Here is a 26,125-nt window from a genome sequence, read left to right as displayed (position 1 = left end):
AACCATAGCGTGAACGAACAGGGGGAGAATCGCAGCAATGGCCCGAATCCCGGTTTGTTCACCCCAAGGGATAGACGCTGGGGGATGGCGGGGCACAAGAGTGCGTTGGTACCGGCGAAAAGGATGCTGAACGACCGAAAAGCCGTTCACCAGTGCTGCTGAGCGGTTAATGGGCTGCAGGAATCGGGGAGTGTTGCGCGATCCTTGCTGCAGTTTTTCGCGGAGCGGTGGTGATGTTTACCATTGCGCCCAGTCGGGACGGGCCGGCGGGGAGCAGCTGTTAAGGAAAAAACCGTTGACCGTGCCAGGCCGGGACTGGGCGGCAAGGTGAGATGGGCAAGGCTTGCTGAGGGTTCCACCACCTCCCCCCGGGGCTAGGATCTCGTGGAGGGACGGCTTAAGGCCGGGGTGACAATCGAGGGTGGGGGAGCGCTGGGGCCTACCAGGGGCAGCGGTGCAAGCGGGAGGGGACTAGGGACTGGACCGTGCACGGTGTGAGCGGTGGGGCTGCAGGGGTGGGAGGCGCGGCTTACGCGACCAGCCGGTGCACTTGCCCTCCAGTCCGCCTCACCAGACGGTGTCGCTCCCGCTTTTGAGCCGGGATCCAGCTTGAGGTGGTGGTTTTGTGCACGGTTGCTGTGGCCGCAATCCACGATCTAGCGGCGCAGTGAGGCATTTCGGGATGGGCCCCGGCTCGAGGCCGGGGTGACAGTGGGGGGCGGAAGGGTTGGTGCACCCATGCCACCGCCAAATGCTGGCCCGCCCGCGTCGGTGGCAGCGGTGCCGTTGCCTTGGCTTAGAAGCGCATGCCGGTGAGGACCATGGAGAGATCGCCCATATTGGTGCCGAGCAGCACGCGATAAGGGATGAAATAGCCGGTGGCGCCGAGGGGAGCGTACCAGATGACGATGCGGCCGTTCTCGGCGAGGTAATTGGTGATCTCGGACGTAGTGAAATGGCCCGAGATGGGAATATAGCGCACGCTGCAGAGCACGACCGGCCCTTGATAGCCGGTACGCGGGGAGGTTGCTTCGTCGGTGCCAGCCGGGGTCATCGCAATATCGAAGCGCTCGACGCCCGTGAAGATGCCGGTACGTCGCTGGCACAGGCTTTTGTCGAGTGTGCCGCCCTTGATCACAAAGGCGGAGAGAAAATCGCCCACACCGCCGAGATGGCTGCGCTCGATCGGGATACGGTCATAGTTGTCGACAATGGCCGGGTTGACCTTGAACGCGGCGACAGCGCCCCGCGCAAAGGAGACATCGACATTGAACAGCTCGCCATTGGCCCGGGTTTCAAGGGCGAACTTGTCCGAGCTCAATTGCGGGCTTGTCGAGCGGCCGGCTGAACTGGCTGTGGCGGTGCCGCTGGCAACGAGCGAGCCCAGGCCGGCGACATTGGCCTTGAGATCAAGGCTGTAGCGGGCACCATCATCGAGCAGGTCGACATCCATCGCGGCGATATTGATGCCTCCCAGCGTCAGCACATAGCTGGCGCGGGCATCCACGGACTGCGACTGCGCCAGGGCGGGCATAGAGAGGACAGCAGACAGGCCAGCAACAACAAGGCCACGAGTGAAGCGAGACAGAAACACGCTGATTAACTCTCCAAGCAGGCATTGCGCCAGCAGCGCAGCGAATCAACACAGGAGTGCAAACTGCCGTGCCCGGGGATGAGGTGCAAGGCGCTCGCGCCGGGTTGAGCCGCGCTTGCCTTGACGCCGGGGGCCTATTTCTCTAAAGAACCCGCAGATTTCCCGACAATCGAGGCCCGTTGCGGACTGTTCCGCCACGCAGGACCTTTACACAAACAGGATATATCAAATGGCACGTCGCTGTGAACTGACCGGCAAGGGCGTAATGACCGGAAACAATGTTTCCCACGCCCTTAACCGTACCCGCCGCCGCTTTCTCCCCAATTTGCTCAATGTGACGCTGCTGTCCGAAGCACTGGGTCGCCCGGTCAAGCTGCGCATCTGCGCTGCAGCCCTGCGCACCGTCGAGCACCGCGGTGGGCTGGATGCATTCCTGCTCAAGCAGGCCGATGCCGATCTGTCGCCGCTGGCGCTGGGCATCAAGAAGGAAATCCGCGCGAGCCTCGCGGCCGCCTGAGCTTTCGAGCCGAACTGAATTTTTGAACCGCGTCGGGTAAACCCCGGCGCGGTTTTTTGTTGTTTTTGACTTTTGTTCTGCCGGGTGCCTTGCAGCCGTGAGGTTGGGCCGGAGTGACCAAGTGCGCGATGCGCACCTCCCCCTTGACGGGGGAGGATGGGTGGAGGTGCGAGAGGCACCGTACCGGGGCCAACCGCCCCCCTCCCTTGATCCCTCCCCGCGAGGGGGAGGGTGTTGACTGCGAGATCGGTGTTCTCCGCAATTAGTGTTTGGCGCTAGATTTCGCCGCTGGGCCTCCCTCCCCCTTGAGGGGAGGGCTGGGGTGGGGGTCGGTCGGTGCTTGAACCGCATCACCCCCTCCCTTGGTCCCTCCCCTCAAGGGGGAGGGAAGGCCTGACTACGCACGCCAGTTTTAATCGTAGCGATCGAAACGGGCACAGACCGGCCAAGTGCGCGATGCGCACCTCCCGCTCGACGGGGGAGGATAGGTGGGGGTGTGGAAGCCGCCTTGCCCGGGCCAGCCGCCCCCCTCCCTTGATCCCTCCCCGCGAGGGGGAGGGTGTCGACTGCGATGGCCGGTGCAAATCAAGCTCGACTGTTTTTCGGGGTGGCACCGCGGGCTCGGAGGAGGTAGACAGCGCCCTGCCCCGGTCTGTTGCCGGTCAGCGGTTTTTTGAGGTGCATTCCATGCGTGCTCGTTTCTTGGCGGCTGTGGCCGCCATGGTGGCGGTTGTCGCCGCGTCCAATATCCTTGTGCAATATCCCGTCGGGTTCGAGATCGGCTCGGTCGATCTCGGCGATATCCTGACCTGGGGCGCCTTCACCTATCCAGTGGCGTTTCTGGTCACCGACCTCACCAACCGCGCCTTTGGCCCGGCCAGAGCGCGGGTCGCGGTGGTGGCCGGCTTTGCGGTGGCGGTGATCCTCTCGATCTATCTTGCCACGCCGCGCATCGCCATTGCTTCGGGCACGGCGTTCCTGCTGGCACAGTTTCTCGACATTTCCATCTTCGATCGCCTGCGCAATGGCGCCTGGTGGCAGGCGCCCATCTTCTCCTCGTTGGTGAGCTCGGCACTCGACACGATGATCTTTTTCACCCTGGCGATGAGCCCGGCCTTTGCCGTGCTCGACACGATGTTTGGCCGCGAAGACGGCTCGCTGGGCTTCGGGGCACCGCTGCTCGGCGTCGGGACCGAAGTGCCGCTCTGGGTGTCGCTGGGTCTCGGGGACTTTTTGGTCAAGCTCATCCTCGCGCTGCTGCTGCTGGCGCCCTACAAGACGCTGCGCGGTTGGCTGGCCGGGCGGAGCACGGCGCTGGCTTAAGATACGCACCCGCCGACGAGCAGGGCACCAAGACATCCTCCGCACAGCTGTCACCCCGGCCTTGAGCCGGGATCCATCCTGAGGTGGCGGGGGAGAAATCTCGAGATGGGCCCCGGCTCAAGGCCGGGGTGACACCGGGGGTGGGGTGGCGTTGGTGCCCCATTTGGGCGAACGGCCGGGCGAAGGCCCGCCTATTCGGGCACGCCGAATTCCAGCAGCAGGGTGCGCTGCCAGTCGTTGAAATTGTTGTCTGAGCCGATGAGGATGCGGGTTTCCCCGTCTGGGGCAGTGTGGACAGCAAGGGCTTCCATGTTGTCGATGGTGCCGCCGCTCGCTTCGAGGATCACTTCACCCTGCATGACGCTGCCCGGGCGCACCAGTTCGGCCGGGATGCGGCGCAGGCCCATGGTGAAGGCGATAAAGGCAATCCCGCGCTCGAGCACCAGAAGGTCGCCATTAGGCAGAAAGGCACAATCGGTGGGCACGCGGCCGGGGCTGGGCACCAGCGAAAGCGAACCCTTGTCGGTTTGCCCCAAAAGCTCGGCGCGGTGATTGCCCGCCTCATCCATGATGGCTTCGGTGATGAGGAGCGTCGAGCCGGCCACGGGTGACGATGTGGGCGCGATGCACACCGATTCCAGCGTTTCATTGGAGCGATTATCGCTGAGCCACGGGGGAATGGTGACTTCCCGCGCCGGCCCGTCGGGAACGCCATCGGTGAGGGCGAAATCGGCGACGCGGGTCAGGTGTTCAAAACTGACGCGCACCGCCACGGGCGCGCCGTCGCGATGCACGGTTTCGACCGATTCCGCATCCCGGGCATATTGGCGGGGCAGCGGCGCGCCGCTGGAATTTTGCATCGGCGCAACCTGCACACCGAGCAGGCCGAGCAGGCGATTGTGGTCGTCATAGGCGAGCTGGCCCGACACGAACTGGCCGCGATCGGACACAAACACCACATGCTGATCGGGGCTGGTGAAGGTGACGCCAGACAGGCCGCCGAAATCGTCGTGCTGGCTAACAAGGGCAATGCCGCCCCGCCAGATCAGCTTGCCAGCAGGCTGGTCGAGTGCGGAATTGCCGAACTGGGCGATCTGCACCGCCCCCACCGTGGTGGATTCCGCGGCCTGGCCCGGTGAGCAGGCCAGCAGCAGCGGGCCAAGCAGCAGTGCCAGGCCTGCCCTCAACCCCGGCCCCGGCGGCGGGTTTGGGTGGGCAGTTCCTCGTCAAACAGCGCCGCGAGCTCATCGGTCAGCGCGCCGGCCAGTTCCTCGGCATCGAGCAGGGTGACGGCCCGGCGATAATAGCGGGTCACGTCATGGCCGATGCCCACGGCAACGAGTTGGATGGGCGAGCGCGTTTCGATATCCTCGATCACCTGGCGCAGATGGGCTTCGAGGTAATTGCCGGCATTGACCGACTGGGTGCTGTCATCGACCGGCGCCCCATCGGAAATCACCATGAGGATGCGCCGCGCTTCCGGGCGGGCCATCAGGCGCTTGCGCGCCCATTCGAGCGCCTCGCCATCGATGTTTTCCTTGAGGAGGCCCTCGCGCATCATCAGCCCGAGATTGCGCCGGGCATGGCGCCACGGCTCGTCGGCGGCCTTGTAGATGATGTGCCTGATGTCGTTGACGCGGCCCGGATTGGCGGGACGCCCGGCTTCGAGCCAGGCTTCGCGCGACTTGCCGCCCTTCCAGGCGCGGGTGGTGAACCCCAGGATTTCGACCTTGACGCCGCAGCGCTCGAGCGTGCGCGCGAGAATGTCGCCGCAGATGGCGGCGATGGTGATCGGGCGGCCCCGCATGGAGCCGGAATTATCGATGAGGAGGGTGACCACCGTGTCGCGGAAATCGGTGTCGTTCTCGACCTTGAAGCTCAGCGCCTGCATCGGATCGGTGACGACGCGGGTGAGGCGGGCGGTATCGAGCACGCCTTCCTCAAGGTCGAACTGCCAGCTGCGATTCTGCTTGGCCATGAGGCGGCGCTGCAGCTTGTTGGCGAGGCGAGCGACGGCGCCGGCGAGGTTTTCGAGCTGCTTGTCGAGGAGGGCGCGCAACTGGTCGAGCTCGTCGGGCGGGCAGAGTTCGGCCGCCTTGACGATCTCATCATATTTGGTGGTGAAGACCTTGTAGTTGAACTGATTGGTCAGCTGGGTGCCGGCGTCCTTGCCGGGGGGCGGCATGGGGGCGTCCTCGCCGGCCTGGGCGGCAGCGTCCTCGTCGACATCGGCCATATCCGATTCAAGGCCCTCGACATCGCCGGTTTCTTCCGATTCCCCGGCAGCCTCTTCCTGCTGGCTGTCGGTCTGCTCGTTTTCGCCTTCGCCCTGTTCGGGCGATTCATCGGAACCCTGGGCCTGGTCGGGCTGGCCCTCGTCTTCGCCGCTCTCGTCGGCGTCGCTGGGGTCTTCCACTTCGCTTTCGGGCACGAGATTGAGGTCGCGCAGCAGCGCCTTGGCGGCCTTGCCGAACTCGTTCTGGTCCTCAAAGCGGGTGAGGAGCGTCGCGAGCGAGGTGCCCGCCTTGCTTTCGATCTCGCTGCGCCACAGATCGACCAGCGCATGGCCCGAGGGCGGCACGGGCACGCCGGCGAGCTTTTCGCGCAGCAAGAGGCCCAGGGCCTCGGCAATGGGGGCATCGTCACGGGCGGTGACTTCGGCGAAATTGGCGCGGAACAGGCGGTCCTCGAGCATTTCCCCGATATTGCCGACCATGCCGGGCATGCGCACGCAGCCCAGCGCCTCGACGCGCGCCTGCTCGAGCGCATCAAAGGCGGCGCGGGCCTGCGGGTCCATGGGCGAGCGCTTGCGGTGCGCTTCGGGATCGTGGCTCGCGAGCCGCATCGCCATGGCATCGCCCTGCCCGCGGGCAATGGCAATGTCGCGCCGGGTCGGCAGGCGGGGCAGATTGGCGAGGCGCGCCTTGTCGGCCGTCAGCAGCGGGCGGTCGGCGGTGAAGGTGACCTCAAGATCGCTCTTGCCCCCGATAGCGCGCACGGTGGCGCCCATGGCCGTCTTGAAGGCCAGGGTTTGATCGGGCTTGTTGGCTTTGCTGCGGGGCGATTGTGCCATGCTCATCCGGTCCGGGCTTGCGCCCAAGGTGCGGCGACCTCGTGGATCGACAGGCTCGCCATGAGGTCTATGGGAAAGTCGCAGAAGTCTCGAAAGACCTCACCCTGAGCCTGTCCAAGGGTGAGGCCGTGCAGCGCGATCAGGCCGTGACGGCCAGGTTCGCGGAGCTTTCGGGCAGGTCTTCGCCAAACACGCGCTGGTAGAACTCGGCGACCACGGGGCGTTCGAGCTCGTCGCATTTGTTGAGGAAGGTGAGGCGGAAGGCAAAGCCGACATCGCCGCCGAAGATCTGGGTGTTTTCGGCCCAGGTGATGACGGTACGCGGGCTCATCACCGTGGACAGATCGCCATTGATGAAGGCCTGGCGGGTGAGGTCGGCCAGCCGCACCATGTTGCTCACGAGCTTTTTGCCGCGATCGTTTTCGGCATAGGTTTTGTTCTTGGCCAGAACAATGCCAACTTCCTTGTCATGGGGCAGATAGTTGAGCGTGGTCACAAGGCTCCAGCGGTCCATCTGGCCCTGATTGATCTGCTGGGTGCCATGATACAGGCCCGACGTGTCGCCCAAGCCGATGGTGTTGGTGGTCGCAAACAAGCGGAATGCCGGATGGGGCACGATCACGCGGTTCTGATCGAGCAGGGTGAGGCGACCCGCGACTTCGAGCACGCGCTGGATCACGAACATCACATCGGGGCGACCGGCGTCATATTCGTCGAACACGAGAGCGACATTGTTCTGCACCGCCCAGGGGAGGATGCCGTCGCGGAACTCGGTGATCTGCTTGCCGTCCTTGAGCACGATCGCGTCCTTGCCGACGAGATCGATACGCGAGACGTGGCTGTCGAGATTGACGCGCACCAGCGGCCAGTTGAGGCGGGCAGCGACCTGCTCGATATGGGTGGATTTGCCCGTGCCGTGATAGCCCTGCACCATGACGCGGCGATTAAAGGCAAAGCCGGCCAGGATCGCGAGCGTGGTGTTGCGGTCAAACAGGTAATCGGGATCGACCGGCGGCACATGCTCGGTGCGCTGAGCGTAACCGGGCACGGTCAGGTCGGTGTCGATGCCGAAAAGATCCCGGGCCTGGTATTGGGTGTCCGGCAGGTTGGTGAATTCACTCATGGCGGGCTCTTGGGCAGATGGAACGGCAAAGGAAGGATGCGGCGGCTCTATAGCAGCATTGTGCCCGAGGCGGTAGCCCGAGCCATGGCGAACTACTTGGCGACGAACCCCGATTTCTTGAGATGGGAATAAGCCGCGATAATGGTGCGCAGCCGCTCTTCGGAGGACTTGTCGCCACCATTGGCATCGGGATGGTGGATCTTGACCAGGGTCTTGTAGGCCCGCTTGATTTCTTCGGATTTGGGCGGACCGATGATCCCCAGGGTTTCAAGGGCGCGCTTGTCGAGCTCATTGGTGGGCTTGACGCGTTCGGCCGCCGGGGTCTGGGCCTGGCGGTGGCGATAACGGGCAAATACCCCGAACGGGTCGCCATACTTATCGCCGGGCCGGATGCCGGCCGCGCTCGCGGCACGCGATCCGCGCACACCGGGCTGGCCGGTGGCAAAGCTTGAGCGGCTTTCCGCCTTGGGCGGGGTATGGAGCGCTTCTTCCAGCGCGTCCTTTTCCATGCCGGCAAAAAAGTTGAAGGCCGTGTTGTAGTGACGGACATGCTGCAGGCAGAAATGGTGGTACTGCCCTTCAGCACCATGGCCCTTGGGGGCCTTGTGGGTGCCGGGTTCCTCGCAGCCTTCCCAATCGCAGAGCTGGGCCACGGGTTCGGGCTTGGCTTCGCGACGCGGCCGGATGCGGATGGGGTCGAAGAGCTTGGATTGCGATTTCATTGCGCCTAGTTACTTTGCTTCAAACCAATGGAAACCTCAGCCCGATGTCCTTTAAAGACACCATAACAGCCAAGCTTACCGACCGCTTTTCACCCGAATTCCTCGAAGTGATCGACGAATCCAACAAGCATCGCGGTCATGCCGGTTGGCTGGAGGGGGGTGAAACCCATTTTCGTGTCAGAATCGCGACCCGGCAGTTTGACGGGAAGCCTCGCGTGGCACAACACCGCGCCGTTATGGAAGCGCTGGATGCCGAGCTCAAGAGCCGGGTCCATGCGCTGGCCATCGAAGTGCTGCCCAGTGATGGAAATCACAAGGGCTAGCATTGTAGCGGGAGGACCCTCCATATGGAAAGGGTTCTTGCGTTTTGAAAGAGCGCTTTGGGGCAAAAGCGCAGCTTTTAGCTTGGAAGTTCCCTCCCCGGCCCTCCCCACAAGGGGGAGGGTGAGGCCAGTGCGCTTGGCACCGGAACGCCCAGCTGGCGGCCGCAACCGACCCCCAGCAACGGGACGCCTCAGCCCCGCATATCGTCCAAAAACTGCGCCACGGCGGCTGGATCAACATTTCGTTCAATGAAGGCCTGGCCGATGCCGCGGGTCAGGATAAAGGTCAGGGCGCCGCGCGAGACTTTCTTGTCTTGGGCGATGGCGGCCATGAGGGTTTCGGTGGAGCCGACGCCCCCGGCGATATCGGCCAAGCGCGTGGGCAGGCCCGCTGCTTGCAGATGGGCCTGTACCCGGCCGGTGTCCTGCGACGGCGCGAGGCCCAAACGGGCAGAAAAGGCGTGCGCCAGCACCATGCCGATGGCGACGCCCTCGCCATGCAGCAGCCGATCGCCAAAGCCAGTGTCCTTTTCCAGCGCATGGCCGAACGTGTGCCCCAGATTAAGCAGCGCCCGAACGCCCTGCTCGCGCTCGTCCTCGATGACGACGCGGGCCTTGTGGCGGCAGCAGCGGGCAATGGCTTCACCCCGGGCCGCTCCGCCGGCGAAGATTTCCGCGCGGTTGGCTTCGAGCCAGAAAAAGAAGTATTCGTCGTCGATCAGCCCGTATTTGACGACTTCCGCATAACCGGCGGCAAATTGCCGGGGCGCGAGGGTATCGAGGGTGGAGAGATCGGCGAGCACCAGGCGAGGCTGATGAAAGGCGCCGATCAGGTTCTTGCCGTGGGGCGAATTGATCCCGGTCTTGCCCCCGACCGAGCTATCGACCTGGGCGAGGAGCGAAGTGGGCATCTGGATCAAGTCCATGCCGCGTCGGGCGATGGAGGCGGCAAAGCCCGCGACATCCCCGATCACCCCGCCGCCAAGGGCGATCACCGCATCGCCCCGCTCGAGCCGGGCGGCAAGAATGGCTTCGGTGACATATTGGAGCTGAGTCCAGGATTTGCTGCCCTCGCCCGCCGGCACGATGATGGGGGTGTGAAGGAGGCCCGCGGCATCGAGGCTGCGCTGCAGGCGCGGCAGCTGCGCCTGGGCGACCGTGGCGTCGGTGACGATACCAAAGCGGCGCCCGGCAAAACGCTCGGCGAGAATGGCGCCGGCATCCTCGAGCAGGCGATCCCCGATCAGGATATCATAGGCACGCTCGCCTAGGGCGACATGAACGGTATGGGCGATGGCGGGCATGGCTATGGTTTTTCCTGCAGATGGGCGAGAACGGCTTCCACCAAATCGCTAGCCACGGTTTCCTGGGGCACATCGCGCGATACCACGGTCACATCGGCCTCGGCATAGATGGGGTAGCGCTCCTCGACGAGCCGCTCCAATGTTTCACGTGGATTGGCGGTTTGCAGCAGCGGGCGGTTGGAGCGGCGCGACACGCGCTGGAACAACAGGTCCGTATCGGCCTTGATCCAGACCGAAACCGCTTCGCTTTTGAGCACGGCCCGGGTTTCGGGATGCACAAAAGCCCCACCGCCCGTGGCCAGCACCAGGTCGGGATGCTTGAGCACCCGGGAAATCACCCTGGTTTCCCCGGCGCGAAATTCGGCTTCCCCGCGTTGGGCAAAAATCTCGGGGATGCTCATTTGCGCGGCTTTTTCGATTTCCTCGTCGCTATCGAGGAACTGGCGGCCCATGCGATTGGCGAGGCGCCGGCCGACAGTGGTCTTGCCTGCGCCCATCATGCCTACGAGAGCCAGGGGCCTGCCATCCAGCAGCTCGACAAGAAGTTGGGCTTGGGCCTGCCGGTTGGCCGCAGTGGATCGGGACAAAAGGGGCTCCCCATGTGGTGGTCGCTATCAAGCGGGCGAGACGGCCGCTGTCAAGAAGCGAGCAACGCTCCCAACCAGATCGAAAGCATTTGCCGGTATTTTCATGTACTGTGCCCGCGCCCAGAACAGATTCCGGACAACCATGCCCACCCTGATCCGCCTCCTTGTTACCCTGCTCATCCTGGTTGGCCTTGCTTATGCAGGCATGTTCGCGCTGGTCCTCAGCGTCAAGCCGGCACCCAAGGAAACCACGATCCGCATTCCCACCAATGAGCTGCTGGGCGAAAGCGCGCCCGGCCTGCCGGGGCAAACCCGCGCACCAGCTCCCGCCCCAGCCGCCGAGCCCGCCCCCGCTGCACCGGCGGATGCTGCACCGGCCGAGGCTGCCCCGGCCGAGGCCCCGGCCAGCCCATGAGCGGCACCCATCTGATCGGCGCGTTTCTCGAAATGATGAGCGCCGAGCGGGGCGCGGCACCAAACACGATCGATGCCTATCGGCGCGACCTGTCCGACTATGCCGGCTTTCTGGCCGGCAAGGGCAAGACGCTGCTGACGGGGGAGCGCGAAGAAGTCGCCGCTTATCTCGATCATCTCAAGCAAAGTGGGCTGTCGGCGTCCTCGAGCGCACGGCGCCTGTCAGCCATCCGCCAGTTCCACCGCTTTTTATGTGCCGACAATCTGCGGGCCGACGACCCCACCCGCATTATCGCCAGCCCCAAGAGCCGGCGCGCCCTGCCCAAAGTGCTATCGATCGCCGAGATCGACAAGCTTCTGACCTTGGCTGAAGCGGAAGCCAACACCGAGGCGTCCGCGCCCAAGCAGGCCGCGGCCCTGCGGCTTTATGTGCTGCTGGAGCTGCTTTACGCCACCGGCATGCGCGTGAGCGAGCTGGTGAGTTTGAAGCGCGCGGCGGTGATGCGCGACGCCAGCTTTTTGACGGTGCGCGGCAAGGGCAACAAGGAGCGCGTTGTGCCGCTCAATGATCGCGCACGCGATGCAATCAAGGCTTATCTCAAGACCATTGAGCCGGGCGTGTTCCTGTTTCCTGCGAGCGGCGCCGAGGGATATTTGTCGCGCCAGGTGTTTGCGCGCGATCTCAAGGGGCTGGCAGCGCGGGCCGGGATCAGCGCCAGCCGGGTAGCGCCCCATGTGCTGCGGCACGCCTTTGCCAGCCATCTGCTGGCGGGTGGCGCCGATCTGCGCGTGGTGCAGATGCTGCTGGGCCATGCCGATATTTCAACCACCCAGATCTATACCCATGTGCTGGACGAAAAACTGCGCCATCTGGTGGAAACCCACCACCCAATGGCAGACGGATCGTAAACCTTTCACGGCGTTCCGAGCGGCCCCCTGCTGCGAAGGCGCTTGACTCAGACAGACGCCCTCGCCACTTTCCGGCCACTTTGGGGCGCAACAGCAGCGGCCCATTGGCATGGGTCAAAGATTGACCCCTAACGGGCAGGTTGGATGCAGACTTATCTCGATTTTGAAAAGCCGGTCGCCGACCTCGAGGCAAAGATTGCCGAACTCAAGAATTTGGCAGCGGGCGATCAGGCCGTTTCCATCGACGAGGAAGTGTCGCGCCTGTCGGCTCGCGCCGAAGAAGCGCTGCTCGACATCTACAAGCGCCTGACGCCCTGGCAAAAAACGCAGATCGCGCGCCACCCGCAGCGTCCGCATTTTTCCGATTATACCCGCAGCCTCATCACCGAATGGACCCCGCTGGCGGGCGACCGCAAGTTCGCCGAGGATCCCGCGATCCAGGCCGGGTTCGGGCGCTTCAACGGCCAGCCCGTTGCGGTCATGGGCCAGGAAAAGGGCAACTCCACCGATAGCCGCATCAAGCACAATTTCGGCATGGCGCGCCCTGAAGGCTATCGCAAGGCCGTGCGCATCATGGAAATGGCTGACCGGTTCAACATTCCGCTGATTTCGTTCGTGGATACGGCCGGCGCTTATCCCGGCATCGGCGCCGAGGAACGCGGGCAAGCCGAGGCCATTGCCCGCTCCACCGAAAAATCGCTCGAATTGGGCGTGCCCAACCTCGCCATCATCATCGGTGAAGGCGGCTCGGGCGGCGCGATTGCCATCGCCACGGCCAATCGGGTGCTGATGCTCGAGCATTCGATTTATTCGGTGATCTCGCCCGAAGGGGGCGCCTCGATCCTGTGGCGCGATGCCGCCAAGGCGCAGGACGCGGCCACCAATATGAAGATCACCGCGACGGATCTGTTGGGCTTTGGCGTGATCGACGCCATCGTTCCTGAACCGGCGGGCGGCGCGCACCGCAACCCGGCAGCAGTGATGGATGCGACCCGCACCGCCATCAGCACTTTCCTCAATGATTTCAGCGGCCGCAGCCGTTTGGAAGTGCGCGAACACCGGCGTGAAAAGTTCCTCGCCATCGGCACCGCCCTGTAAGGGGGCGATCACGCCGACTTGACCGCAGGGGGCCCCTGTTCGGGCCCTTTGCGGGCGTGGTAAGAACGGGTTAACCATGATTTCTTACCGCGCGGTAACCAAGCAGGCCTAAGGCTAGCCCCGTGTTCCGCTGTATGGGCTGCCTGCTGTGACCGCCAATTTTCTGCGCAAATTCTGCTCCGTCGTGGTGCTGCTCTGGGCGGGTCTCGCGCTCGCCGGCTGCGGCTTCATCAAGGGCGACAACCGCCACAACCAGCCCCTCGCTGCTGCCACCGTCACCGCGCTGCGCGCGATAGGCTCCTCGCCCGGCGAAGCCATGGTGGTGCGCATCTTCAAGCAGGAACGTACGCTCGAGGTGTGGAAGCGCACCAATACCGGCCAGTTCGCCTTGTTCAAAAGCTACGAGATCTGCACCTATTCGGGCGATCTGGGGCCCAAGTTCAAGGAAGGCGACCGCCAAAGCCCCGAAGGCTTCTACACGGTCACGCCCGGCCAGATGAACCCGAAATCGGCCTATTACCTTGCGTTCAACACCGGCTTTCCCAACAAGTTCGACCGCGCGCTTGGGCGTAGCGGCTCCAATCTGATGGTGCATGGCGATTGCAAGTCGGTGGGCTGCTACGCCATGACCGATGGCAACATGGCCGAGATCTATGCCCTGGCCCGCGAAAGCTTCAAGGGGGGCAATCCCGCCTTCCAGGTGCAGATCTTCCCGTTCAAGATGACGGCGGCCAACCTGGCCAAGCAGGCCACCAACCAGCACCTGCCCTTCTGGAAGAACATCAAGGAAGGCTATGACTTCTTTGAGTTCAACAAGACGCCCCCATCATGGGATGTGTGCGAACAGCGCTATGTGTTCAATGCCATGACCAGCGGCCCGCTCGATCCGCTCGGCCCCTGCCCGGTGCTCACCACCCACCCCACTCTCGTGGCCGAACAGCAGGCGGCCGACGCCAAGATCAATGATGCGCTGGCGCTGATCGACAAGCAGGCGGCCGAAAAAGCCGCCATTGCGGCGCGTGGCGAGGCCATTGGCGGCGCCGTGACCGGCTTTTTCGGCGGGGTCGGCAGTGTCCTGGGCGGCGGTGCGGCACCGGCCCAACCTGCGATTTCGGGCGCTGCGGCACCAGCTCCGCTGACCAAGCCCGCCGGCGTCTAGGCCCCGGCGGGAGCGTGACGCTCCCGTCATGTTTTGGGCACGCTCTTGGCGCATGCCCCGAAGCGATGGGCCACGAAGGATAAGTTTCTTGCACGACGATGTTGCCACCCCCAAGCCCGCCGAGCGGCCCCTGCCGCCGGTCCCCGCGCGCCAACGCTTTGGCGGGGAACGCCTGCTGAGCTTTGTGGCAGGCCTTGTGGCCGTGGGCGCCATCGCCGCCTCCGCCTGGGTTTACACCGATACCCAGCGCGACATCCGGCGCATGTCGAGCGACATCGCCCAGATCCGGGTGAGCCTTGAGCTGTTCAACCAGCAACTGGCCAGTGCGCCGGCGGCTGCAGCAGCCTCGGGGGAAGACCCCTTGGTGGAACTGTCCAACCGGCTGGCGATCCTGGAAGAAGACTGGCGCAACCAAAGCGCAAACACGGCCCCGGCTGGCGCCCTGCCGCCGCTGCCCGACGCCGCGCCCGCCGCCGCCACTGCTGCCTCAGGGGGCGATTGCATGCCCGCGGGCACGCGCTTTTTGGTCACGGGCGGGGACAACTACCCCATTTGCGGCAATGGCGCCGAGGTCAATGTTGCCGCCGTGGAAGCGGGCTATGTCGCGCTGGCGGACGGCACCACCATCCCCAATGGCGGCAATGCCCTGTTGCGCGGCACCACCTGCACCGTCGCGGTGGTGTCCTCGGGCGCTGGTGGCATGACCGGCTACGCCGAACTGCGCGTCAACTGCTGAACTCAGGCTCGGCACGGGTAAAATCGACGCCGCGGAAGCAGGCTTCGATATTGTTGCCATCGGGATCGAGCACGAAGGCGCCGTAATATTCCCCTGCGCCCTGGCGTGGACCGGGCGGGCCGTGGTCGGTACCGCCGGCGGCAAGGGCTGCGCGATAAAACGCATCCACCATGGCGGGGCTGCGCGCGCGGAAGGCAAAATGCATCTGGTTGAGCCCGGGGCGCGAGCCCTCGGCCCAGAATGACGGCCGGCTGGTGCCGATCCAGAGATAGGGGATGGGCTCCTGCGCGCTTTTGCCGAGCAGGAACGCATTGGGGCCGTTGTCGATCGTGCCCAGCTCAAGCGCCCGGGCGATCGCATCATAAAAGCGCCTGCTGCGGGCAAGGTCGGCAACAACAAAGCCGGAATGGTCGAGCATGGCAAACACTCCTGAGGCTGATAGGCGCGCAAACGCGGTTTTTGGACCGAAGTTCCGGGGATGTGGTGGATGTCTCGGCCCGAGGGCCCCGGCTTCGCATTTGCGGAGAAGCCTGAACCCCCACCCTTGATCCCTCCCCTCAAGGGGGAGGGTGTCGACTGGGGAGCCGGTGCGAGAGGTGAAGCGACCCTATTGCTGGATTTCCCGACGACCTCCTCCCCGGCCCTCCCCTCAAGGGGGAGGGAGGGCAGGAGCCGATAGGGTTGGGATAGGGATGTTCCCTCGGCCACAGGCACTAGGCTTTGAGCTCTTTGCGCAAACGAAAAGGCCCGGACTTGCGTCCGGGCCTTTGGCTTAGAAAGCGCCGTGGCAGTGTTTGAATTTCTTGCCCGAACCGCAGGGGCAAGGGGCATTGCGGGAGACGCCGACCATGAGGGCGGGGTCGAGGGGCTTGAGGGAGGGGTCCTCGCCGGTGGCACCCAGCGAGTCGTCGAAAGTGTCGTCGCCATCGGCATCGTTCTCGCCGGTCAGCGGATCGATATGGGTTTCGCGCAAGCCACTCAGATCAGGCGCCGAGACGGGCGGGCGGATCTGCAGCTCGACATGGGAAAGCTGGGTGGTCACCAGTTCGCGCAGATTGGTCAGCAGCGCCTGGAACAGCTCATAGGCTTCCTGCTTGTATTCGTTGAGCGGATCGCGCTGGGCCATGCCGCGCCAGCCCACGACCTTGGAGAGGTGATCGAGGGTCACGAGGTGCTCGCGCCAGAGCCCATCGATGGACTGCAGCAGAATGGACTTTTCCACCTGCCGCATCACGGTCGGATTGGGTGTGCCGGCCGCTTCCATCGCTTCGAGCGTGCGCTGCTCCTTGGCGTCAAAGAAGTCGTCGGCGGCCTTGATCAGGCGCTCGGTGACCGTTTCGGCGTCGATGCCTTCTTCCTCGGCCCATTGGGCGATCGGTGCATCGATGTTGAGATAGGTCTTGGCCGCGGCGGTCAGCTGCTCGACATTCCACTGCTCGGGATAGGAGCGCGGGGGAATTGCCTTGGCGACAATGGCTTCCACCACATCGTGGCGCATGTCGCGCACGGTATCGCTGACGTCCTCGGCATCCATCATCTCGAGACGCTGCTCAAAGATCACCTTGCGCTGATCATTCATCACGTCGTCATATTTGAGGATGTTCTTGCGGATGTCGAAGTTGCGCGCTTCGACCTTGCCCTGGGCACGCTCGATGGCCTTGGTGACCCAGGGATGGGTGATGCTTTCGCCCTGTTCGAGCCCGAGCTTGCCCAGCATGGAATCCATGGAATCCACCGGGAAGATGCGCATCAGATCGTCCTGCAGCGACAGGAAGAAGGCCGAATGGCCGGGGTCGCCCTGACGGCCCGAACGGCCGCGCAGCTGGTTGTCGATGCGGCGCGACTCGTGGCGCTCGGTGCCGATCACCATGAGACCGCCCGCGGCAATAGCCTTGGCCTTGTCTTCGGCGATCTTGGCCTTGATCTCGGCGATCTTGGCATCGCGCTCGGCCCCTTCGAGACCCTCGGCTTCCTTTTCGATGCGCATTTCCAGATTGCCGCCGAGCTGGATATCGGTGCCGCGACCGGCCATGTTGGTGGCAATGGTGATGGCGCCGGGCATGCCGGCATCGGCCACGATCTGGGCTTCCTGCTCGTGGTGACGCGCGTTCAGCACGTTCATGGCGCCGACATTTTTCTGGCGCAGCAGTTCGGCCAGCATTTCCGATTTTTCGATCGAGGTCGTGCCCACGAGGACGGGCTGGCCGCGCTCCTGGCACTGCTTGATCATATCGGCAATGGCGTCGAACTTTTCGGCCGCGGTGCGATAAATGGCGTCTTCGTCGTCCTGGCGCTGCACCGGCAGATTGGTGGGGACGGTCACCACATCGAGCTTGTAGATATCAGCGAATTCTTCCGCTTCGGTGGCGGCCGTACCGGTCATGCCGGCGAGCTTCTCGTACAGGCGGAAATAGTTCTGGAAGGTGATCGAGGCCAGGGTCTGGTTTTCCGGCTGGATCTTGACGTGTTCCTTGGCTTCGAGCGCCTGGTGCAGGCCTTCCGAATACCGCCGGCCAGGCATCATGCGGCCCGAGAACTCGTCGATGATGACGACTTCATCATTGCGAACGATGTAGTCCTTGTCCTTGCGGAAGAGCTTGTGCGCGCGCAGGGCCGAGTTGGCGTGGTGCACCAGGGCGACGTTTTCCACGTCGTAAAGAGATTCAGATTTCAGCAGTCCGACTTCAGCCAACCTGGCTTCGAGCTTTTCGATGCCGGCATCGGTGAAGGTGGCGGAGCGCTGCTTTTCGTCGAGCTCGAAATCGTCCTCCCCGATCAGCTCCATCATCTCGTCGATCTGGACGTAGAGATTGGAGCGGTCTTCGGAGGGACCCGAGATGATGAGCGGGGTGCGCGCCTCATCGATCAGGATGGAGTCCACTTCGTCGACGATCCCATAGGCATGGCCGCGCTGCACCATCTGGGCGCGCGTATATTTCATGTTGTCGCGCAGGTAATCGAAGCCAAATTCGTTGTTGGTGCCGTAGGTGATGTCGGCGGCATAAGCGGCCTTGCGCTCGGCATCGGTCAGGCCATGCACGATAATGCCGTAGGAGAGACCAAGGAAATTGTAGATCTGGCCCATCCAGGCAGCGTCGCGGCGGGCAAGGTAGTCGTTGACCGTGACCACATGCACGCCCCGGCCGGTCAGCGCATTGAGGTAGACGGGAAGCGTCGCCACCAGCGTCTTGCCTTCACCGGTGCGCATTTCGGCGATGGAGCGGTCATTGAGCACCATGCCGCCGATCAGCTGCACATCGAAGTGGCGCATGCCGAGCACGCGCTTACTGGCTTCGCGCACGGTGGCGAAGGCGGGCACGATCAGGTCATCGAGATCGGCGCCATTCTGGAGCTGGGTCTTGAACTGCTCGGTGCGGGCGCGCAGCGCCTCATCGGAAAGTCCCGCCAGTTCGGATTCCAGTGCATTGATGGCAGCGACATTGGGATGAAACCGCTTCACATGCCGATCGGACGCGGTACCGAAAAGCCGCCGGGCAAGTGCAGCAAGAGCCATCTAGATCGTCCTTTGTTTGATCATCGTGGCGCGAAGGGCCGTTTGCGGTCCGCGCAGGGGCAAGAAGATCATCTTTTGCCTCTATAGCACGATGTGGAGCCAGCTGGCCCCGAGGGTTTCGCGCATGCGTCATCAGCCATTCTGGCCACCGAAAGCATGCCGTAAAATGCGGCTGAGATGTAAGAGCGCCCCCTTGCCTTGTCAACTTCGGCGAAATCGGCCACATCTGCGCGCGGCTCAGTAAAAACGGGTCCGTCATGGAGCCTTAACCATCCCCGACGCTTCCCCCTTGGGCGGCACATTTTGGCCGCTAAGCCATGACAGGCAGGCGCGCGCCTGATCGGGGCGCCCCCATTGCCGACCACCAGCGGCCATGCCCATGGCATGCGCCCGTCAAGGAGAACCACGCTATGCTGTTTTCATCCAAGCGCCTCGGGCGCACCGTAAGTGCCTTGGCGCTGGTTCTGGCCGCGGGGCTGCCCGCCCTGGCCCAGGACGCGGCTCCCGCGGCTCCAACGACCGAAACTGCCCCCGCTGCCGAGCCGGCTACCCCGGCCCCTGACGCGGTCGTCGCAACAGTGGGTGGGGAGCCCATCACCGAGGCTGACCTCAGCTTTGCGGCCGAGGACCTGACCCAGGAACTGAGCCAGATGCCTCCCGAACAGCGCAAGGCCTTCCTGTTGCGCGTGCTGATTGACATGAAAGTGATGGCTGGCGCCGCCAAGGAAGCGGGCATGGACGCCACGCCCCTGTTCCAGCAGCGGCTGGATTACCTGGAAGAGCGCGCCCTGCGCCGCGCCTATTTTGCCGATGTGATCGCGGCGGCCGTGACCGAAGAAGCTGTGCGGGCCGAATACGACAAATATGTCGCGGAGTTCGAGCCAGCCGACGAAATCCATGCCAGCCACATCCTGGTGCAGACCGAAGACGAGGCCAAGGCGGTCAAGGCCGAGCTCGATGGCGGCGCCGATTTTGCTGAAGTGGCCAAGGAAAAGTCGATCGACCCCGGTGCAGCCAATGGCGGCGATCTCGGCTTTTTCAGCGCTGGCATGATGGTGCCGCAGTTCGAAGAGGCGGCCTTTGCCCTGACCGAGCCCGGCCAGATCAGCGATCCCGTGCAGTCCCAGTTCGGCTGGCACGTCATCCGGCTCGAGGAAAAGCGCAAGTCGAGCCCCGCGCCCATCGAGCAGGTCGCCGGCCAGTTGCAGCAGCAGCTGCTGATGAACGCTTTTGATGCCGAAGTCGCCAAGCTGATGGAAGGCGTCGAGATCGAGATTCCCGATCCCGCGCTGGCCGCTGCCGTCGAAGCCCAGACCGAGCCGGCGGAAGCTGCAGAAGCTGCCGAAGCGGGCGAAGAGGAAGCTGCTCCGGAAGCCGCACCAGAAGCGGCCCCCGCGCAGTAAAACCGATCAGGCGCCGGGGGCGAGCAGCCCCCGGACCATCTGCCGGGCCAGTTTGGCCAATTGCTCAGGGTCGCATTCGACCCGCCCCGTCAGCAGCCGGTGCCACACAAAGCCGGCCAGCGCATCGGCCGCAAGGCCCACATCGGTATCGGCCGCCAGCTCGCCCCGCGCCACGCCCCGCTCGAAAATCGCCCCGGTCTGGATCCGCCGCTGCGCCGCATAAGCGCGCAGCGACTGCGCGGCCTGTTCGTCGCGCTGGGCTTCCGCGATCACGAAGCGAAACACATTGCCCGCGCCGGTTTCCCCCCAATGGGTGAAGATACCGGTGAGGAATGCCAGCACATCTCCTTCGGTGCTGCCGGTATCGGTATGCACCGCCGCCGGCTTGTGGCGGTGATAAACATCAAGCAGCAGCGCGGTTTTGCCCGGCCACCACTTGTAGATGGTGGGCTTGCCGGCCCGGGCGCGCTTGGCCACCGCCTCGATGGAGAAGCCGCCGATCCCCTCTTCGGCCATGATGGCTTCGGCCGCCTCAAGGATTGCTTGTTCGGTTTCCGGATTGCGCCGGGCACCGATGGAGCGGCGTCGATCATCGGCCTCGTCTGCTGGGGAAATGCTCATGGCGCTAATATGAGCCAGCCCAACCATAAAGAAAAGACTTGATCGAAACGGCGCGTTTCATTATAGAACGAAACGTACCGTTCTGTTGGAGCATACAAATGCCTTCTTCCCTCGCTTCGCGCCTGCGCATGGCGCTGGTCATGACGCTCGCGGTTTATCCCATCGTCACGCTTTATCTTTACCTGCTGACCCCCCTCACCGTTGGCTGGGACATCTGGCAGCGCAGCCTCGTGCTCGTGCCATTCATGGCCAGCACGATCGTGCTTGTGGTCGTGCCTTTGATCGGCCGGCATTTCGGTGGTTTTATTGCCGGCAGGAAGCGGGCCGCCAGCTAAGGCGGGAAAACCGGTCGGGACGGCGGGCCACCCCGCCCCGGCCGTCTTGCGAATGGGCTATGTTTGAGGCACACCCGGAGCCAGCTTTCCTTGTTCAAAGGCGTTTAGGCATGGCCCATCCGGTTTCCCCGCTTGCCCCTCAATCCTATCCGGAACTGCCGGCCGTCGCCGGAGTGCGCTTTGCCACCGCGGAAGCCGGCATCAAGTACAAGAACCGCACCGATGTGCTGCTGGTGAGCCTTGCCGAGGAGACGACCGTTGCCGGCGTCGTCACGCGTTCGCTGTGCTCGTCGGCGGCGGTGGATTGGTGCAAGGCCAATCTGCCAGCGGGTGTGGCGCGCGGGCTTGTGGTCAATTCAGGCAATGCCAATGCCTTCACCGGCGCCAAGGGGCGCGACAGCGTGGCAGCGACTGCCGATTTTGCCGCCAAGGCATTGGGCTGCGCCCCAAGCGAGGTCTTCCTGGCGTCCACGGGCGTTATCGGCGAGCCGCTCGATCCCAGCAAGTTTGCTGGAGTGCTCGAGGATGCGGCCACGCGGCTGGGCGACACGCCCTGGATGGAGCCGGCCAAGGCCATCATGACCACCGACACCTTCCCCAAGCTTGCGGGTGCAACGCTCGACATCGACGGCAGTGCGATCACCATCAACGGCATTGCCAAGGGCTCGGGCATGATCGCGCCCGACATGGCGACGATGCTGAGCTTTGTGTTCACCGACGCGCCGATCGCCGCCGATGTGCTGCAGGCGCTGCTGAGCCAGCATGTGCGCACCACCTTCAATGCCGTAACGGTCGACAGCGATACCTCCACCTCCGACACGCTGCTGGTATTCGCAACGGGCCAGGTACCCGGCGTCGAGCCGATCACCAGCCTCGAGGACCCGCGCGCCGAGATCTTCGGCACCGCCCTCCATGACGTGCTGTTCGACCTGGCCATCCAGGTGGTCCGCGACGGCGAAGGGGCTACCAAGCAGGTGAGCGTGCATGTGCAAGGCGCTACCAGCGACGAGAGCGCATTTCGGATCGCCAAGTCCATTGCCGATAGCCCCCTCGTCAAGACGGCGATAGCCGGCGAGGACGCCAATTGGGGTCGCGTCGTGATGGCGGTGGGCAAGGCCGGCGAGCCGGCTGACCGCGACAAGCTGTCGATCCGCTTTGGCGACCTGGTGGTCGCCCAGGCCGGGGAACGCGCGGCGGTCTACGACGAAGCCGCGACCTCCGCTTACATGAAGGGGACCGAGCTGGAAGTGACCGTCGATATCGGGCTCGGCCAGGGACGCGCGACGGTCTATACCTGCGACCTGACCCATGGCTATATCGACATCAATGGCAGCTATCGGAGCTGAAATGGTGCTGCCCGGCGTCCTCGAACTGGAAGAGGCCGGGCTGCAGGCCTGGCCGGGTGTGGAAACCGAATATGACGGCGGCTGGATCCGGCGTGCCGCAAATGGCTTCACCAAGCGCGCCAATTCGGTGCAATGCCTTGACCCCGCAGATGGGACAAACGCCGTGGCGCGGGTTGCGGCGAGCCGCGCCTGGCTTGAACAACGCGGCCTGCCCCCCGTGTTCCGGCTGACGCCGCTGGCAAGCCCTGAGCTTATTGCCGCGCTCGATGCCGGTGGGTGGCGCAGCATCGAGCTGTCCCATGTTTATGCGGCAAGGCTCGGCGCGGTGGCGCCTGACACGCGGGCGCGAGCGACCGACCCGCTCGACCCGGCCTTTCTCGCAGCCCAAGCCCGGCTCCAACCCTATGATGGGCCGACAACCGACAAGTTCATCGCCCTGCTCAAGGCGATGCGCGTGCCCGCCCGGGGCGTCGTGGTTTATGCCGGCAATGGCGAGCCGGCGGCTTCGGCCTTGTTCGCGCTGGCCGGCGATATTGTTGTTGCGGGCAATGTCGTCACCGACCCCCGGCAGCGGCGGCAGGGCTTTGGCCAGGCGGCGATGCAAACCGGGCTTTATTGGGCCCAACATGCCGGCGCCACGTTCGCGGCGCTCAATGTTGCGGGCGACAACCTCGCCGCCAAGGCACTCTACCAGCGCCTCGGCTTTGTGCACCAATATGATTACACCTACCGGATTGTTCCCAGCCCATGAGCGCATACCCCACACTGCTTGTTGTTGCCTGTGCGCTGGTGGATGCGGACCGGCGGGTGCTGATCGCCCAGCGGCCCGAGGGCAAGTCGCTGGCGGGGCTGTGGGAGTTTCCGGGCGGCAAGGTCGAGCCGGGTGAATCACCCGAAGCCGCCCTGATCCGCGAGCTCGAGGAAGAGCTCGGGGTATCGACCAAGACCGCGTGCCTCGCGCCCCTCAGCTTTGCCAGCCACCCTTACGAAACTTTTCACCTGTTGATGCCACTTTATGTGTGCCGGAAATGGCAGGGCCAGCCGCAGGCCAAGGAACATGCCGCTCTTAAATGGGTGCGCCCGCAGGCCCTGCGCGATTATCCCATGCCCCCGGCCGACGAGCCATTGATCGCCGCCCTGTGCGATCTGCTCTAGGGAGCAAGGAGGCGCAGCGCCGATGCCGACCCGGATAGTTCATCGGTTTTTCGCCGAGGAGCGCGGCGCCACCGCCATCGAATATGGCCTCATTGCCGCCCTGATTGCAGTGGCCCTGATCACGAGCCTCGTGGCGCTGGGCGACAATGTCACTGTCTTGTTCGGCGACGGGGTCGGGGGGGCGTCCCGCGCGATCGAGGACGCCATGGAGAGGACGCGCTGACGCCAACGGCGCGGCATCAGCCCCGACGGGGGCGCGCTAGTGCAGCGCGACCACCTTGTATTTTTCCCCGACCCGGATCGGATCGCCGGGGAACAGATCATTGATGATGTAAAACAGCTCGGTGCCGCGATTGAGCCCGGCCATCTGGCGCGCCAGCGATTCACTGGTGTCGCCCGGTTTGGCCGTGACGATCCGCACCGCGACGCGTCGGATATCGGCAAGGTCGGCGGTCGTCGTGCGCCGGAAGCTCTTGAGCGTGGCTTCAGCGCCAGCCGCAAAGCGGGCACTGTCGGACTTGGCCGCAAAGATGAAGCGGTAAACCTGGCCATCAAGCCGCATCACCGACACGCGGAAGAACCACTGATCGGTTTGCGCCAGGCCCGAGGCCATTTCGATGCCGTTGAAGCTCTGCGTGCTCACGGTTTCGCCCTTGAGCCCGGCGATCCAGCCGGACTTGAGATAATCGGCCAAGGGCATGCTGGCATTGACCTCGGCACTGTCGAAGCGCACCGCCTCGCCATCGCCGGCAACGCCCACCACCGCGCTTTGCGAGTTCTGCAGCGTATAGCCCTGGGGCACGGTGAAGGTGAACTTGCTGGCCGGATGCACGAAGCGCCGGCCGATGATCGAGCCTTGCGCCGGGCTGTCGCCGAAGGTCAGGCCTGTGATGCTGGCCAGATATTCCTCGCGCCCGACCTCGCCAATGCCGGCCTGGCCGAACATGGTGGTTGCCGTATCCATCGCCTTCTGGATGCGGGCGGGGGTCGATGGGTGGGAGGACAGGAATCCCTCGCCGGCATTTTCGCCGGCCGAGAAGCTGGCGAACCGGCTCATCACCCCGAGGAACCGCGCGGCCGCGGACGGATCATAGCCGGCCTTGCCGGCAAACTTGATGCCCTCGCGATCCGCTTCCAGCTCCTGGCTTTGGCCGAAAGCGGCCATGGATTCGCGCGAACGGTTGGACAATTGATCGGTCGAGCTGTCGCCGCCAAAGACGCCGGTGATCACACGGTCGACAATGGCCGTGGTGCGGGTGCGATCGGTCCGGGCGCGCGCATGGCGCAGCGTCACGTGGGCGATTTCGTGTGCGAGGACCGCAGCGAGTTCACTGGTGTCGGACGCCAGCGCGAGAATGCCTCTCGTGACATAGATATAGCCACCGGGCAGGGCAAAGGCATTAACCTCGGCACTATCGAGAATGGTGACCTGGAACTGGGCATTGGGCTGGTTGGCCGCGGCCAGCAGCCGGCCGACAATGCGCGCCACCATGATTTCGGCGGGGCGATCGGAATACACCCCACCATAGGCGGCGATGATGCGCGGATGCTCGCGCCGGCCGATCACCACATCCTCTGGATCGGTGCCTTCGGGCACGACCAGGGGAGCGGGATTATCGCCCGTCTGGGTCACCGCAATATGGGTGCCGCTCATTGTGGTGCAGGCCGAAACCACCAGCAACGCGCTCGCGAGCAATGCGAGCCGGACCGGCCGAGCCTTACGCAGATACCCCGTCATTGTGTGGCTAAAACCTCGATCTGCTCGGGATGGGTTACTTCGATGCGTGGACCATCCCGATCATCCACCCATCCTCTGATCCGGACCAGGGCGCCTTCCAGCGCCATTGGATCAAAGCCATCTTCGGCAAACAGCCGCAATGCGGATGCCTCGATAACGGCGGTGAAGTCTTGCTTCCAAAACCGGCCGAAATTGAGATAGACCCGCCCGCCGCTGCGATCGGCCAGCAACACCCGCCCTTCCACCAGTTCATAGTGGCCGGCGCGCGCGAGCAATTCTTCAGGCCGATCTGCCGCCCGCACGCTGTAATAGGGATCGGACCAGATGCCAAGCCCGGCCGCCCGGGCCCGCCCTTCCGCGGCGAGCAATAAATCAAGGCACGCCCGGTTGTCGGGAAAGGAATATACCCGCGCCAGCCCTTGGGCGATCATCGCCTGCTGGGCCCATTGTTCTCCCTCTGGCCCCTCGACAAAGAGGTGGGCCAGGGCGCGCTCATAGCGATCCACTTCCTCCCCGCCGTAGCCCAGCCGCACGGGGCGGTTGAGCGCGAGGGTTTCGAGCGCCGCCTTGGCTTGCGGCGCCAGCGGCCAGGTGGGAAAACCCTCGCGCCCCAAGGGCAGCTTGGGCGCCTGGGTGCCGATCAGGCGCACGACGAGCCCCGAATCAAGCACCACCGTGTCGCCATCGGTGACCTGGACAACCGTGCCGCCGGGCACCATGCGCAGAGCTTCGCACGCCATCGCCGCGGCCGAAACGCTGGACAGCGCTGCAAGCGTGGCGAGCCGAACAAAGCTGGTCTTGAACACGGGGCCGACCTCGGTAAGATTCGGTTCACCATAACGGCAAAGCCTGCAACAAAACCTTACCGAGCCAGTTCACGGCCCCACGAAGCGCACCAGTGAGGCTTTAGCGCAACACCGCACGCTGCGGGTTTTCCCCTAGCTGCTCCTGAAGCGAAAAAGCACGGTCGTTTCGCGCGTTTGCACCCGCCCGCCAGGTTCTGTATAACCCCAGACCGTGTGGTCTCGTAGCTCAGCAGGATAGAGCACAGGATTCCTAATCCTGGGGTCGTGGGTTCGAATCCCGCCGGGATCACCATTTCGCCGCCCGCGCCGCTGTGCAATTTACCCG

26 protein-coding genes and 1 tRNA gene are annotated in these 26,125 nt (G+C 64.1%); 15 read left to right on the top strand and 12 right to left on the bottom strand.

Annotation, left to right across the window (positions count from 1 at the left end):
- Nucleotides 1-796: 796 nt before the first annotated feature.
- Nucleotides 797-1,594, bottom strand: a complete 798-nt coding sequence (locus AC3YMN_RS09280; RefSeq protein WP_127754580.1) for a DUF3108 domain-containing protein — start codon at nt 1,592-1,594, stop codon at nt 797-799.
- Between the two features lie 229 nt (nt 1,595-1,823).
- Between AC3YMN_RS09280 and rpmB the strand changes: the two genes are divergently transcribed.
- Together rpmB and AC3YMN_RS09270 are read left to right on the top strand one after the other, a co-directional pair.
- Entirely contained in the window at nt 1,824-2,111 is a 288-nt protein-coding gene (rpmB, locus tag AC3YMN_RS09275; protein WP_127754581.1) for a 50S ribosomal protein L28, read from the top strand.
- A gap of 687 nt (nt 2,112-2,798) precedes the next feature.
- Nucleotides 2,799-3,434 carry a VUT family protein gene (locus tag AC3YMN_RS09270; protein ID WP_489889779.1) on the top strand — a complete coding sequence of 212 codons (636 nt, stop codon included), beginning with the start codon at nt 2,799-2,801 and terminating at the stop codon, nt 3,432-3,434.
- A 191-nt stretch (nt 3,435-3,625) separates the two neighbouring features.
- Here AC3YMN_RS09270 and AC3YMN_RS09265 read toward each other — a convergent pair whose 3' ends face one another.
- The 4 genes from AC3YMN_RS09265 to AC3YMN_RS09250 all read right to left on the bottom strand — a co-directional run bounded on the left by AC3YMN_RS09265 (nt 3,626) and on the right by AC3YMN_RS09250 (nt 8,352).
- Nucleotides 3,626-4,621 carry an esterase-like activity of phytase family protein gene (locus AC3YMN_RS09265; RefSeq protein ID WP_489889778.1) on the bottom strand — a complete coding sequence of 332 codons (996 nt, stop codon included), beginning with the start codon at nt 4,619-4,621 and terminating at the stop codon, nt 3,626-3,628.
- On the bottom strand, nt 4,618-6,507 hold the full coding sequence (gene cobT, locus AC3YMN_RS09260) for a cobaltochelatase subunit CobT (RefSeq protein ID WP_127754584.1): 1,890 nt from the start codon (nt 6,505-6,507) through the stop codon (nt 4,618-4,620). Before cobT ends, AC3YMN_RS09265 begins: the two co-directional genes overlap by 4 nt.
- A gap of 139 nt (nt 6,508-6,646) precedes the next feature.
- The gene (gene cobS / locus AC3YMN_RS09255) at nt 6,647-7,630 is read right to left on the bottom strand and encodes a cobaltochelatase subunit CobS (RefSeq protein ID WP_127754585.1); all 984 of its coding nucleotides are present in this window, start codon (nt 7,628-7,630) and stop codon (nt 6,647-6,649) included.
- Between the two features lie 92 nt (nt 7,631-7,722).
- Nucleotides 7,723-8,352, bottom strand: coding sequence for a J domain-containing protein (locus AC3YMN_RS09250; RefSeq protein ID WP_127754586.1), 630 nt, complete (start codon nt 8,350-8,352; stop codon nt 7,723-7,725).
- On the opposite strand from AC3YMN_RS09250, the gene AC3YMN_RS09245 reads away from it, so the two are divergent.
- On the top strand, nt 8,352-8,675 hold the full coding sequence (locus tag AC3YMN_RS09245) for a BolA family protein (RefSeq protein ID WP_489889777.1): 324 nt from the start codon (nt 8,352-8,354) through the stop codon (nt 8,673-8,675). The genes AC3YMN_RS09250 and AC3YMN_RS09245 overlap by 1 nt on opposite strands.
- A 191-nt stretch (nt 8,676-8,866) precedes the next feature.
- On the opposite strand, the gene aroB is transcribed toward AC3YMN_RS09245, so the two are convergent.
- Together aroB and AC3YMN_RS09235 are read right to left on the bottom strand one after the other, a co-directional pair.
- On the bottom strand, nt 8,867-9,979 hold the full coding sequence (aroB, locus tag AC3YMN_RS09240) for a 3-dehydroquinate synthase (protein WP_489889776.1): 1,113 nt from the start codon (nt 9,977-9,979) through the stop codon (nt 8,867-8,869).
- Between the two features lie 2 nt (nt 9,980-9,981).
- On the bottom strand, nt 9,982-10,566 hold the full coding sequence (locus AC3YMN_RS09235) for a shikimate kinase (RefSeq protein WP_489889775.1): 585 nt from the start codon (nt 10,564-10,566) through the stop codon (nt 9,982-9,984).
- Nucleotides 10,567-10,708: 142 nt separating this feature from the next.
- Here AC3YMN_RS09235 and AC3YMN_RS09230 point away from each other — a divergent pair, with 142 nt between their 5' ends.
- The 5 genes from AC3YMN_RS09230 to AC3YMN_RS09210 all read left to right on the top strand — a co-directional run bounded on the left by AC3YMN_RS09230 (nt 10,709) and on the right by AC3YMN_RS09210 (nt 14,882).
- Nucleotides 10,709-10,981: a hypothetical protein gene (locus AC3YMN_RS09230; protein ID WP_489889774.1), complete on the top strand. Its 273-nt coding sequence runs from the start codon at nt 10,709-10,711 to the stop codon at nt 10,979-10,981.
- Complete coding sequence (xerD, locus tag AC3YMN_RS09225) at nt 10,978-11,889, top strand: site-specific tyrosine recombinase XerD (RefSeq protein WP_127754589.1); 912 nt, start codon at nt 10,978-10,980, stop codon at nt 11,887-11,889. Before AC3YMN_RS09230 ends, xerD begins: the two co-directional genes overlap by 4 nt.
- Before the next feature lie 144 nt (nt 11,890-12,033).
- Entirely contained in the window at nt 12,034-12,987 is a 954-nt protein-coding gene (locus tag AC3YMN_RS09220; protein WP_127754590.1) for an acetyl-CoA carboxylase carboxyltransferase subunit alpha, read from the top strand.
- Nucleotides 12,988-13,135: 148 nt separating this feature from the next.
- Complete coding sequence (locus tag AC3YMN_RS09215; RefSeq protein ID WP_489889773.1) at nt 13,136-14,146, top strand: L,D-transpeptidase family protein; 1,011 nt, start codon at nt 13,136-13,138, stop codon at nt 14,144-14,146.
- 88 nt (nt 14,147-14,234) lie between these two features.
- On the top strand, nt 14,235-14,882 hold the full coding sequence (locus AC3YMN_RS09210) for a hypothetical protein (protein ID WP_489889772.1): 648 nt from the start codon (nt 14,235-14,237) through the stop codon (nt 14,880-14,882).
- Here the strand turns inward: AC3YMN_RS09210 and AC3YMN_RS09205 are convergent.
- Both AC3YMN_RS09205 and secA read right to left on the bottom strand, forming a co-directional pair.
- Nucleotides 14,872-15,300, bottom strand: coding sequence for a VOC family protein (locus tag AC3YMN_RS09205; RefSeq protein WP_489889771.1), 429 nt, complete (start codon nt 15,298-15,300; stop codon nt 14,872-14,874). The genes AC3YMN_RS09210 and AC3YMN_RS09205 overlap by 11 nt on opposite strands.
- 354 nt (nt 15,301-15,654) lie before the next feature.
- Nucleotides 15,655-18,396, bottom strand: a complete 2,742-nt coding sequence (gene secA / locus AC3YMN_RS09200) for a preprotein translocase subunit SecA (protein ID WP_489889770.1) — start codon at nt 18,394-18,396, stop codon at nt 15,655-15,657.
- A 410-nt stretch (nt 18,397-18,806) separates the two neighbouring features.
- Between secA and AC3YMN_RS09195 the strand changes: the two genes are divergently transcribed.
- Nucleotides 18,807-19,799, top strand: coding sequence for a peptidylprolyl isomerase (locus AC3YMN_RS09195; RefSeq protein WP_172125681.1), 993 nt, complete (start codon nt 18,807-18,809; stop codon nt 19,797-19,799).
- A gap of 6 nt (nt 19,800-19,805) precedes the next feature.
- On the opposite strand, the gene AC3YMN_RS09190 is transcribed toward AC3YMN_RS09195, so the two are convergent.
- Nucleotides 19,806-20,420 carry a TetR/AcrR family transcriptional regulator gene (locus tag AC3YMN_RS09190; protein WP_489889769.1) on the bottom strand — a complete coding sequence of 205 codons (615 nt, stop codon included), beginning with the start codon at nt 20,418-20,420 and terminating at the stop codon, nt 19,806-19,808.
- Between the two features lie 98 nt (nt 20,421-20,518).
- On the opposite strand from AC3YMN_RS09190, the gene AC3YMN_RS09185 reads away from it, so the two are divergent.
- The 5 genes from AC3YMN_RS09185 to AC3YMN_RS09165 all read left to right on the top strand — a co-directional run bounded on the left by AC3YMN_RS09185 (nt 20,519) and on the right by AC3YMN_RS09165 (nt 23,479).
- Complete coding sequence (locus AC3YMN_RS09185) at nt 20,519-20,755, top strand: hypothetical protein (protein ID WP_489889768.1); 237 nt, start codon at nt 20,519-20,521, stop codon at nt 20,753-20,755.
- Between the two features lie 110 nt (nt 20,756-20,865).
- Nucleotides 20,866-22,101 (top strand): bifunctional glutamate N-acetyltransferase/amino-acid acetyltransferase ArgJ, encoded by a 1,236-nt coding sequence (argJ, locus tag AC3YMN_RS09180; RefSeq protein ID WP_489889767.1) that lies wholly within the window; start codon nt 20,866-20,868, stop codon nt 22,099-22,101.
- Complete coding sequence (locus AC3YMN_RS09175; protein ID WP_489889766.1) at nt 22,082-22,852, top strand: GNAT family N-acetyltransferase; 771 nt, start codon at nt 22,082-22,084, stop codon at nt 22,850-22,852. Before argJ ends, AC3YMN_RS09175 begins: the two co-directional genes overlap by 20 nt.
- Nucleotides 22,849-23,256 (top strand): (deoxy)nucleoside triphosphate pyrophosphohydrolase, encoded by a 408-nt coding sequence (locus AC3YMN_RS09170; protein WP_127754599.1) that lies wholly within the window; start codon nt 22,849-22,851, stop codon nt 23,254-23,256. The genes AC3YMN_RS09175 and AC3YMN_RS09170 overlap by 4 nt, the downstream gene beginning before the upstream one ends.
- Nucleotides 23,257-23,278: 22 nt before the next feature.
- Nucleotides 23,279-23,479, top strand: coding sequence for a Flp family type IVb pilin (locus AC3YMN_RS09165; protein WP_172125671.1), 201 nt, complete (start codon nt 23,279-23,281; stop codon nt 23,477-23,479).
- A gap of 36 nt (nt 23,480-23,515) precedes the next feature.
- Here the strand turns inward: AC3YMN_RS09165 and AC3YMN_RS09160 are convergent, their stop codons facing one another.
- Together AC3YMN_RS09160 and AC3YMN_RS09155 are read right to left on the bottom strand one after the other, a co-directional pair.
- Nucleotides 23,516-24,994: a M48 family metalloprotease gene (locus tag AC3YMN_RS09160; RefSeq protein ID WP_127754601.1), complete on the bottom strand. Its 1,479-nt coding sequence runs from the start codon at nt 24,992-24,994 to the stop codon at nt 23,516-23,518.
- Nucleotides 24,991-25,800 (bottom strand): thermonuclease family protein, encoded by an 810-nt coding sequence (locus tag AC3YMN_RS09155; protein WP_349236752.1) that lies wholly within the window; start codon nt 25,798-25,800, stop codon nt 24,991-24,993. The genes AC3YMN_RS09160 and AC3YMN_RS09155 overlap by 4 nt, the downstream gene beginning before the upstream one ends.
- 215 nt (nt 25,801-26,015) lie before the next feature.
- On the opposite strand from AC3YMN_RS09155, the gene AC3YMN_RS09150 reads away from it, so the two are divergent.
- Nucleotides 26,016-26,092, top strand: a tRNA-Arg gene (locus AC3YMN_RS09150).
- Nucleotides 26,093-26,125 lie beyond the last annotated feature (33 nt).

It is taken from the genome of Devosia sp. Z11_6 (assembly GCF_058133665.1).
This window is presented reverse-complemented; position numbering and strand designations above follow the sequence as displayed.

What these genes read in the sequence shown, in the direction of transcription:
- rpmB (WP_127754581.1), top strand. Translation starts at nt 1,824, where the DNA reads ATGGCACGTCGCTGTGAACTGACCGGCAAGGGCGTAATGACCGGAAAC.
- AC3YMN_RS09270 (WP_489889779.1), top strand. Translation starts at nt 2,799, where the DNA reads ATGCGTGCTCGTTTCTTGGCGGCTGTGGCCGCCATGGTGGCGGTTGTC.
- cobT (WP_127754584.1), bottom strand. Translation starts at nt 6,507, where the DNA reads ATGGCACAATCGCCCCGCAGCAAAGCCAACAAGCCCGATCAAACCCTG.
- cobS (WP_127754585.1), bottom strand. Translation starts at nt 7,630, where the DNA reads ATGAGTGAATTCACCAACCTGCCGGACACCCAATACCAGGCCCGGGAT.
- AC3YMN_RS09250 (WP_127754586.1), bottom strand. Translation starts at nt 8,352, where the DNA reads ATGAAATCGCAATCCAAGCTCTTCGACCCCATCCGCATCCGGCCGCGT.
- aroB (WP_489889776.1), bottom strand. Translation starts at nt 9,979, where the DNA reads ATGCCCGCCATCGCCCATACCGTTCATGTCGCCCTAGGCGAGCGTGCC.
- AC3YMN_RS09230 (WP_489889774.1), top strand. Translation starts at nt 10,709, where the DNA reads ATGCCCACCCTGATCCGCCTCCTTGTTACCCTGCTCATCCTGGTTGGC.
- xerD (WP_127754589.1), top strand. Translation starts at nt 10,978, where the DNA reads ATGAGCGGCACCCATCTGATCGGCGCGTTTCTCGAAATGATGAGCGCC.
- AC3YMN_RS09220 (WP_127754590.1), top strand. Translation starts at nt 12,034, where the DNA reads ATGCAGACTTATCTCGATTTTGAAAAGCCGGTCGCCGACCTCGAGGCA.
- AC3YMN_RS09205 (WP_489889771.1), bottom strand. Translation starts at nt 15,300, where the DNA reads ATGCTCGACCATTCCGGCTTTGTTGTTGCCGACCTTGCCCGCAGCAGG.
- secA (WP_489889770.1), bottom strand. Translation starts at nt 18,396, where the DNA reads ATGGCTCTTGCTGCACTTGCCCGGCGGCTTTTCGGTACCGCGTCCGAT.
- AC3YMN_RS09195 (WP_172125681.1), top strand. Translation starts at nt 18,807, where the DNA reads ATGCTGTTTTCATCCAAGCGCCTCGGGCGCACCGTAAGTGCCTTGGCG.
- AC3YMN_RS09190 (WP_489889769.1), bottom strand. Translation starts at nt 20,420, where the DNA reads ATGAGCATTTCCCCAGCAGACGAGGCCGATGATCGACGCCGCTCCATC.
- AC3YMN_RS09185 (WP_489889768.1), top strand. Translation starts at nt 20,519, where the DNA reads ATGCCTTCTTCCCTCGCTTCGCGCCTGCGCATGGCGCTGGTCATGACG.
- argJ (WP_489889767.1), top strand. Translation starts at nt 20,866, where the DNA reads ATGGCCCATCCGGTTTCCCCGCTTGCCCCTCAATCCTATCCGGAACTG.
- AC3YMN_RS09175 (WP_489889766.1), top strand. Translation starts at nt 22,082, where the DNA reads ATGGCAGCTATCGGAGCTGAAATGGTGCTGCCCGGCGTCCTCGAACTG.
- AC3YMN_RS09170 (WP_127754599.1), top strand. Translation starts at nt 22,849, where the DNA reads ATGAGCGCATACCCCACACTGCTTGTTGTTGCCTGTGCGCTGGTGGAT.
- AC3YMN_RS09165 (WP_172125671.1), top strand. Translation starts at nt 23,279, where the DNA reads ATGCCGACCCGGATAGTTCATCGGTTTTTCGCCGAGGAGCGCGGCGCC.
- AC3YMN_RS09160 (WP_127754601.1), bottom strand. Translation starts at nt 24,994, where the DNA reads ATGACGGGGTATCTGCGTAAGGCTCGGCCGGTCCGGCTCGCATTGCTC.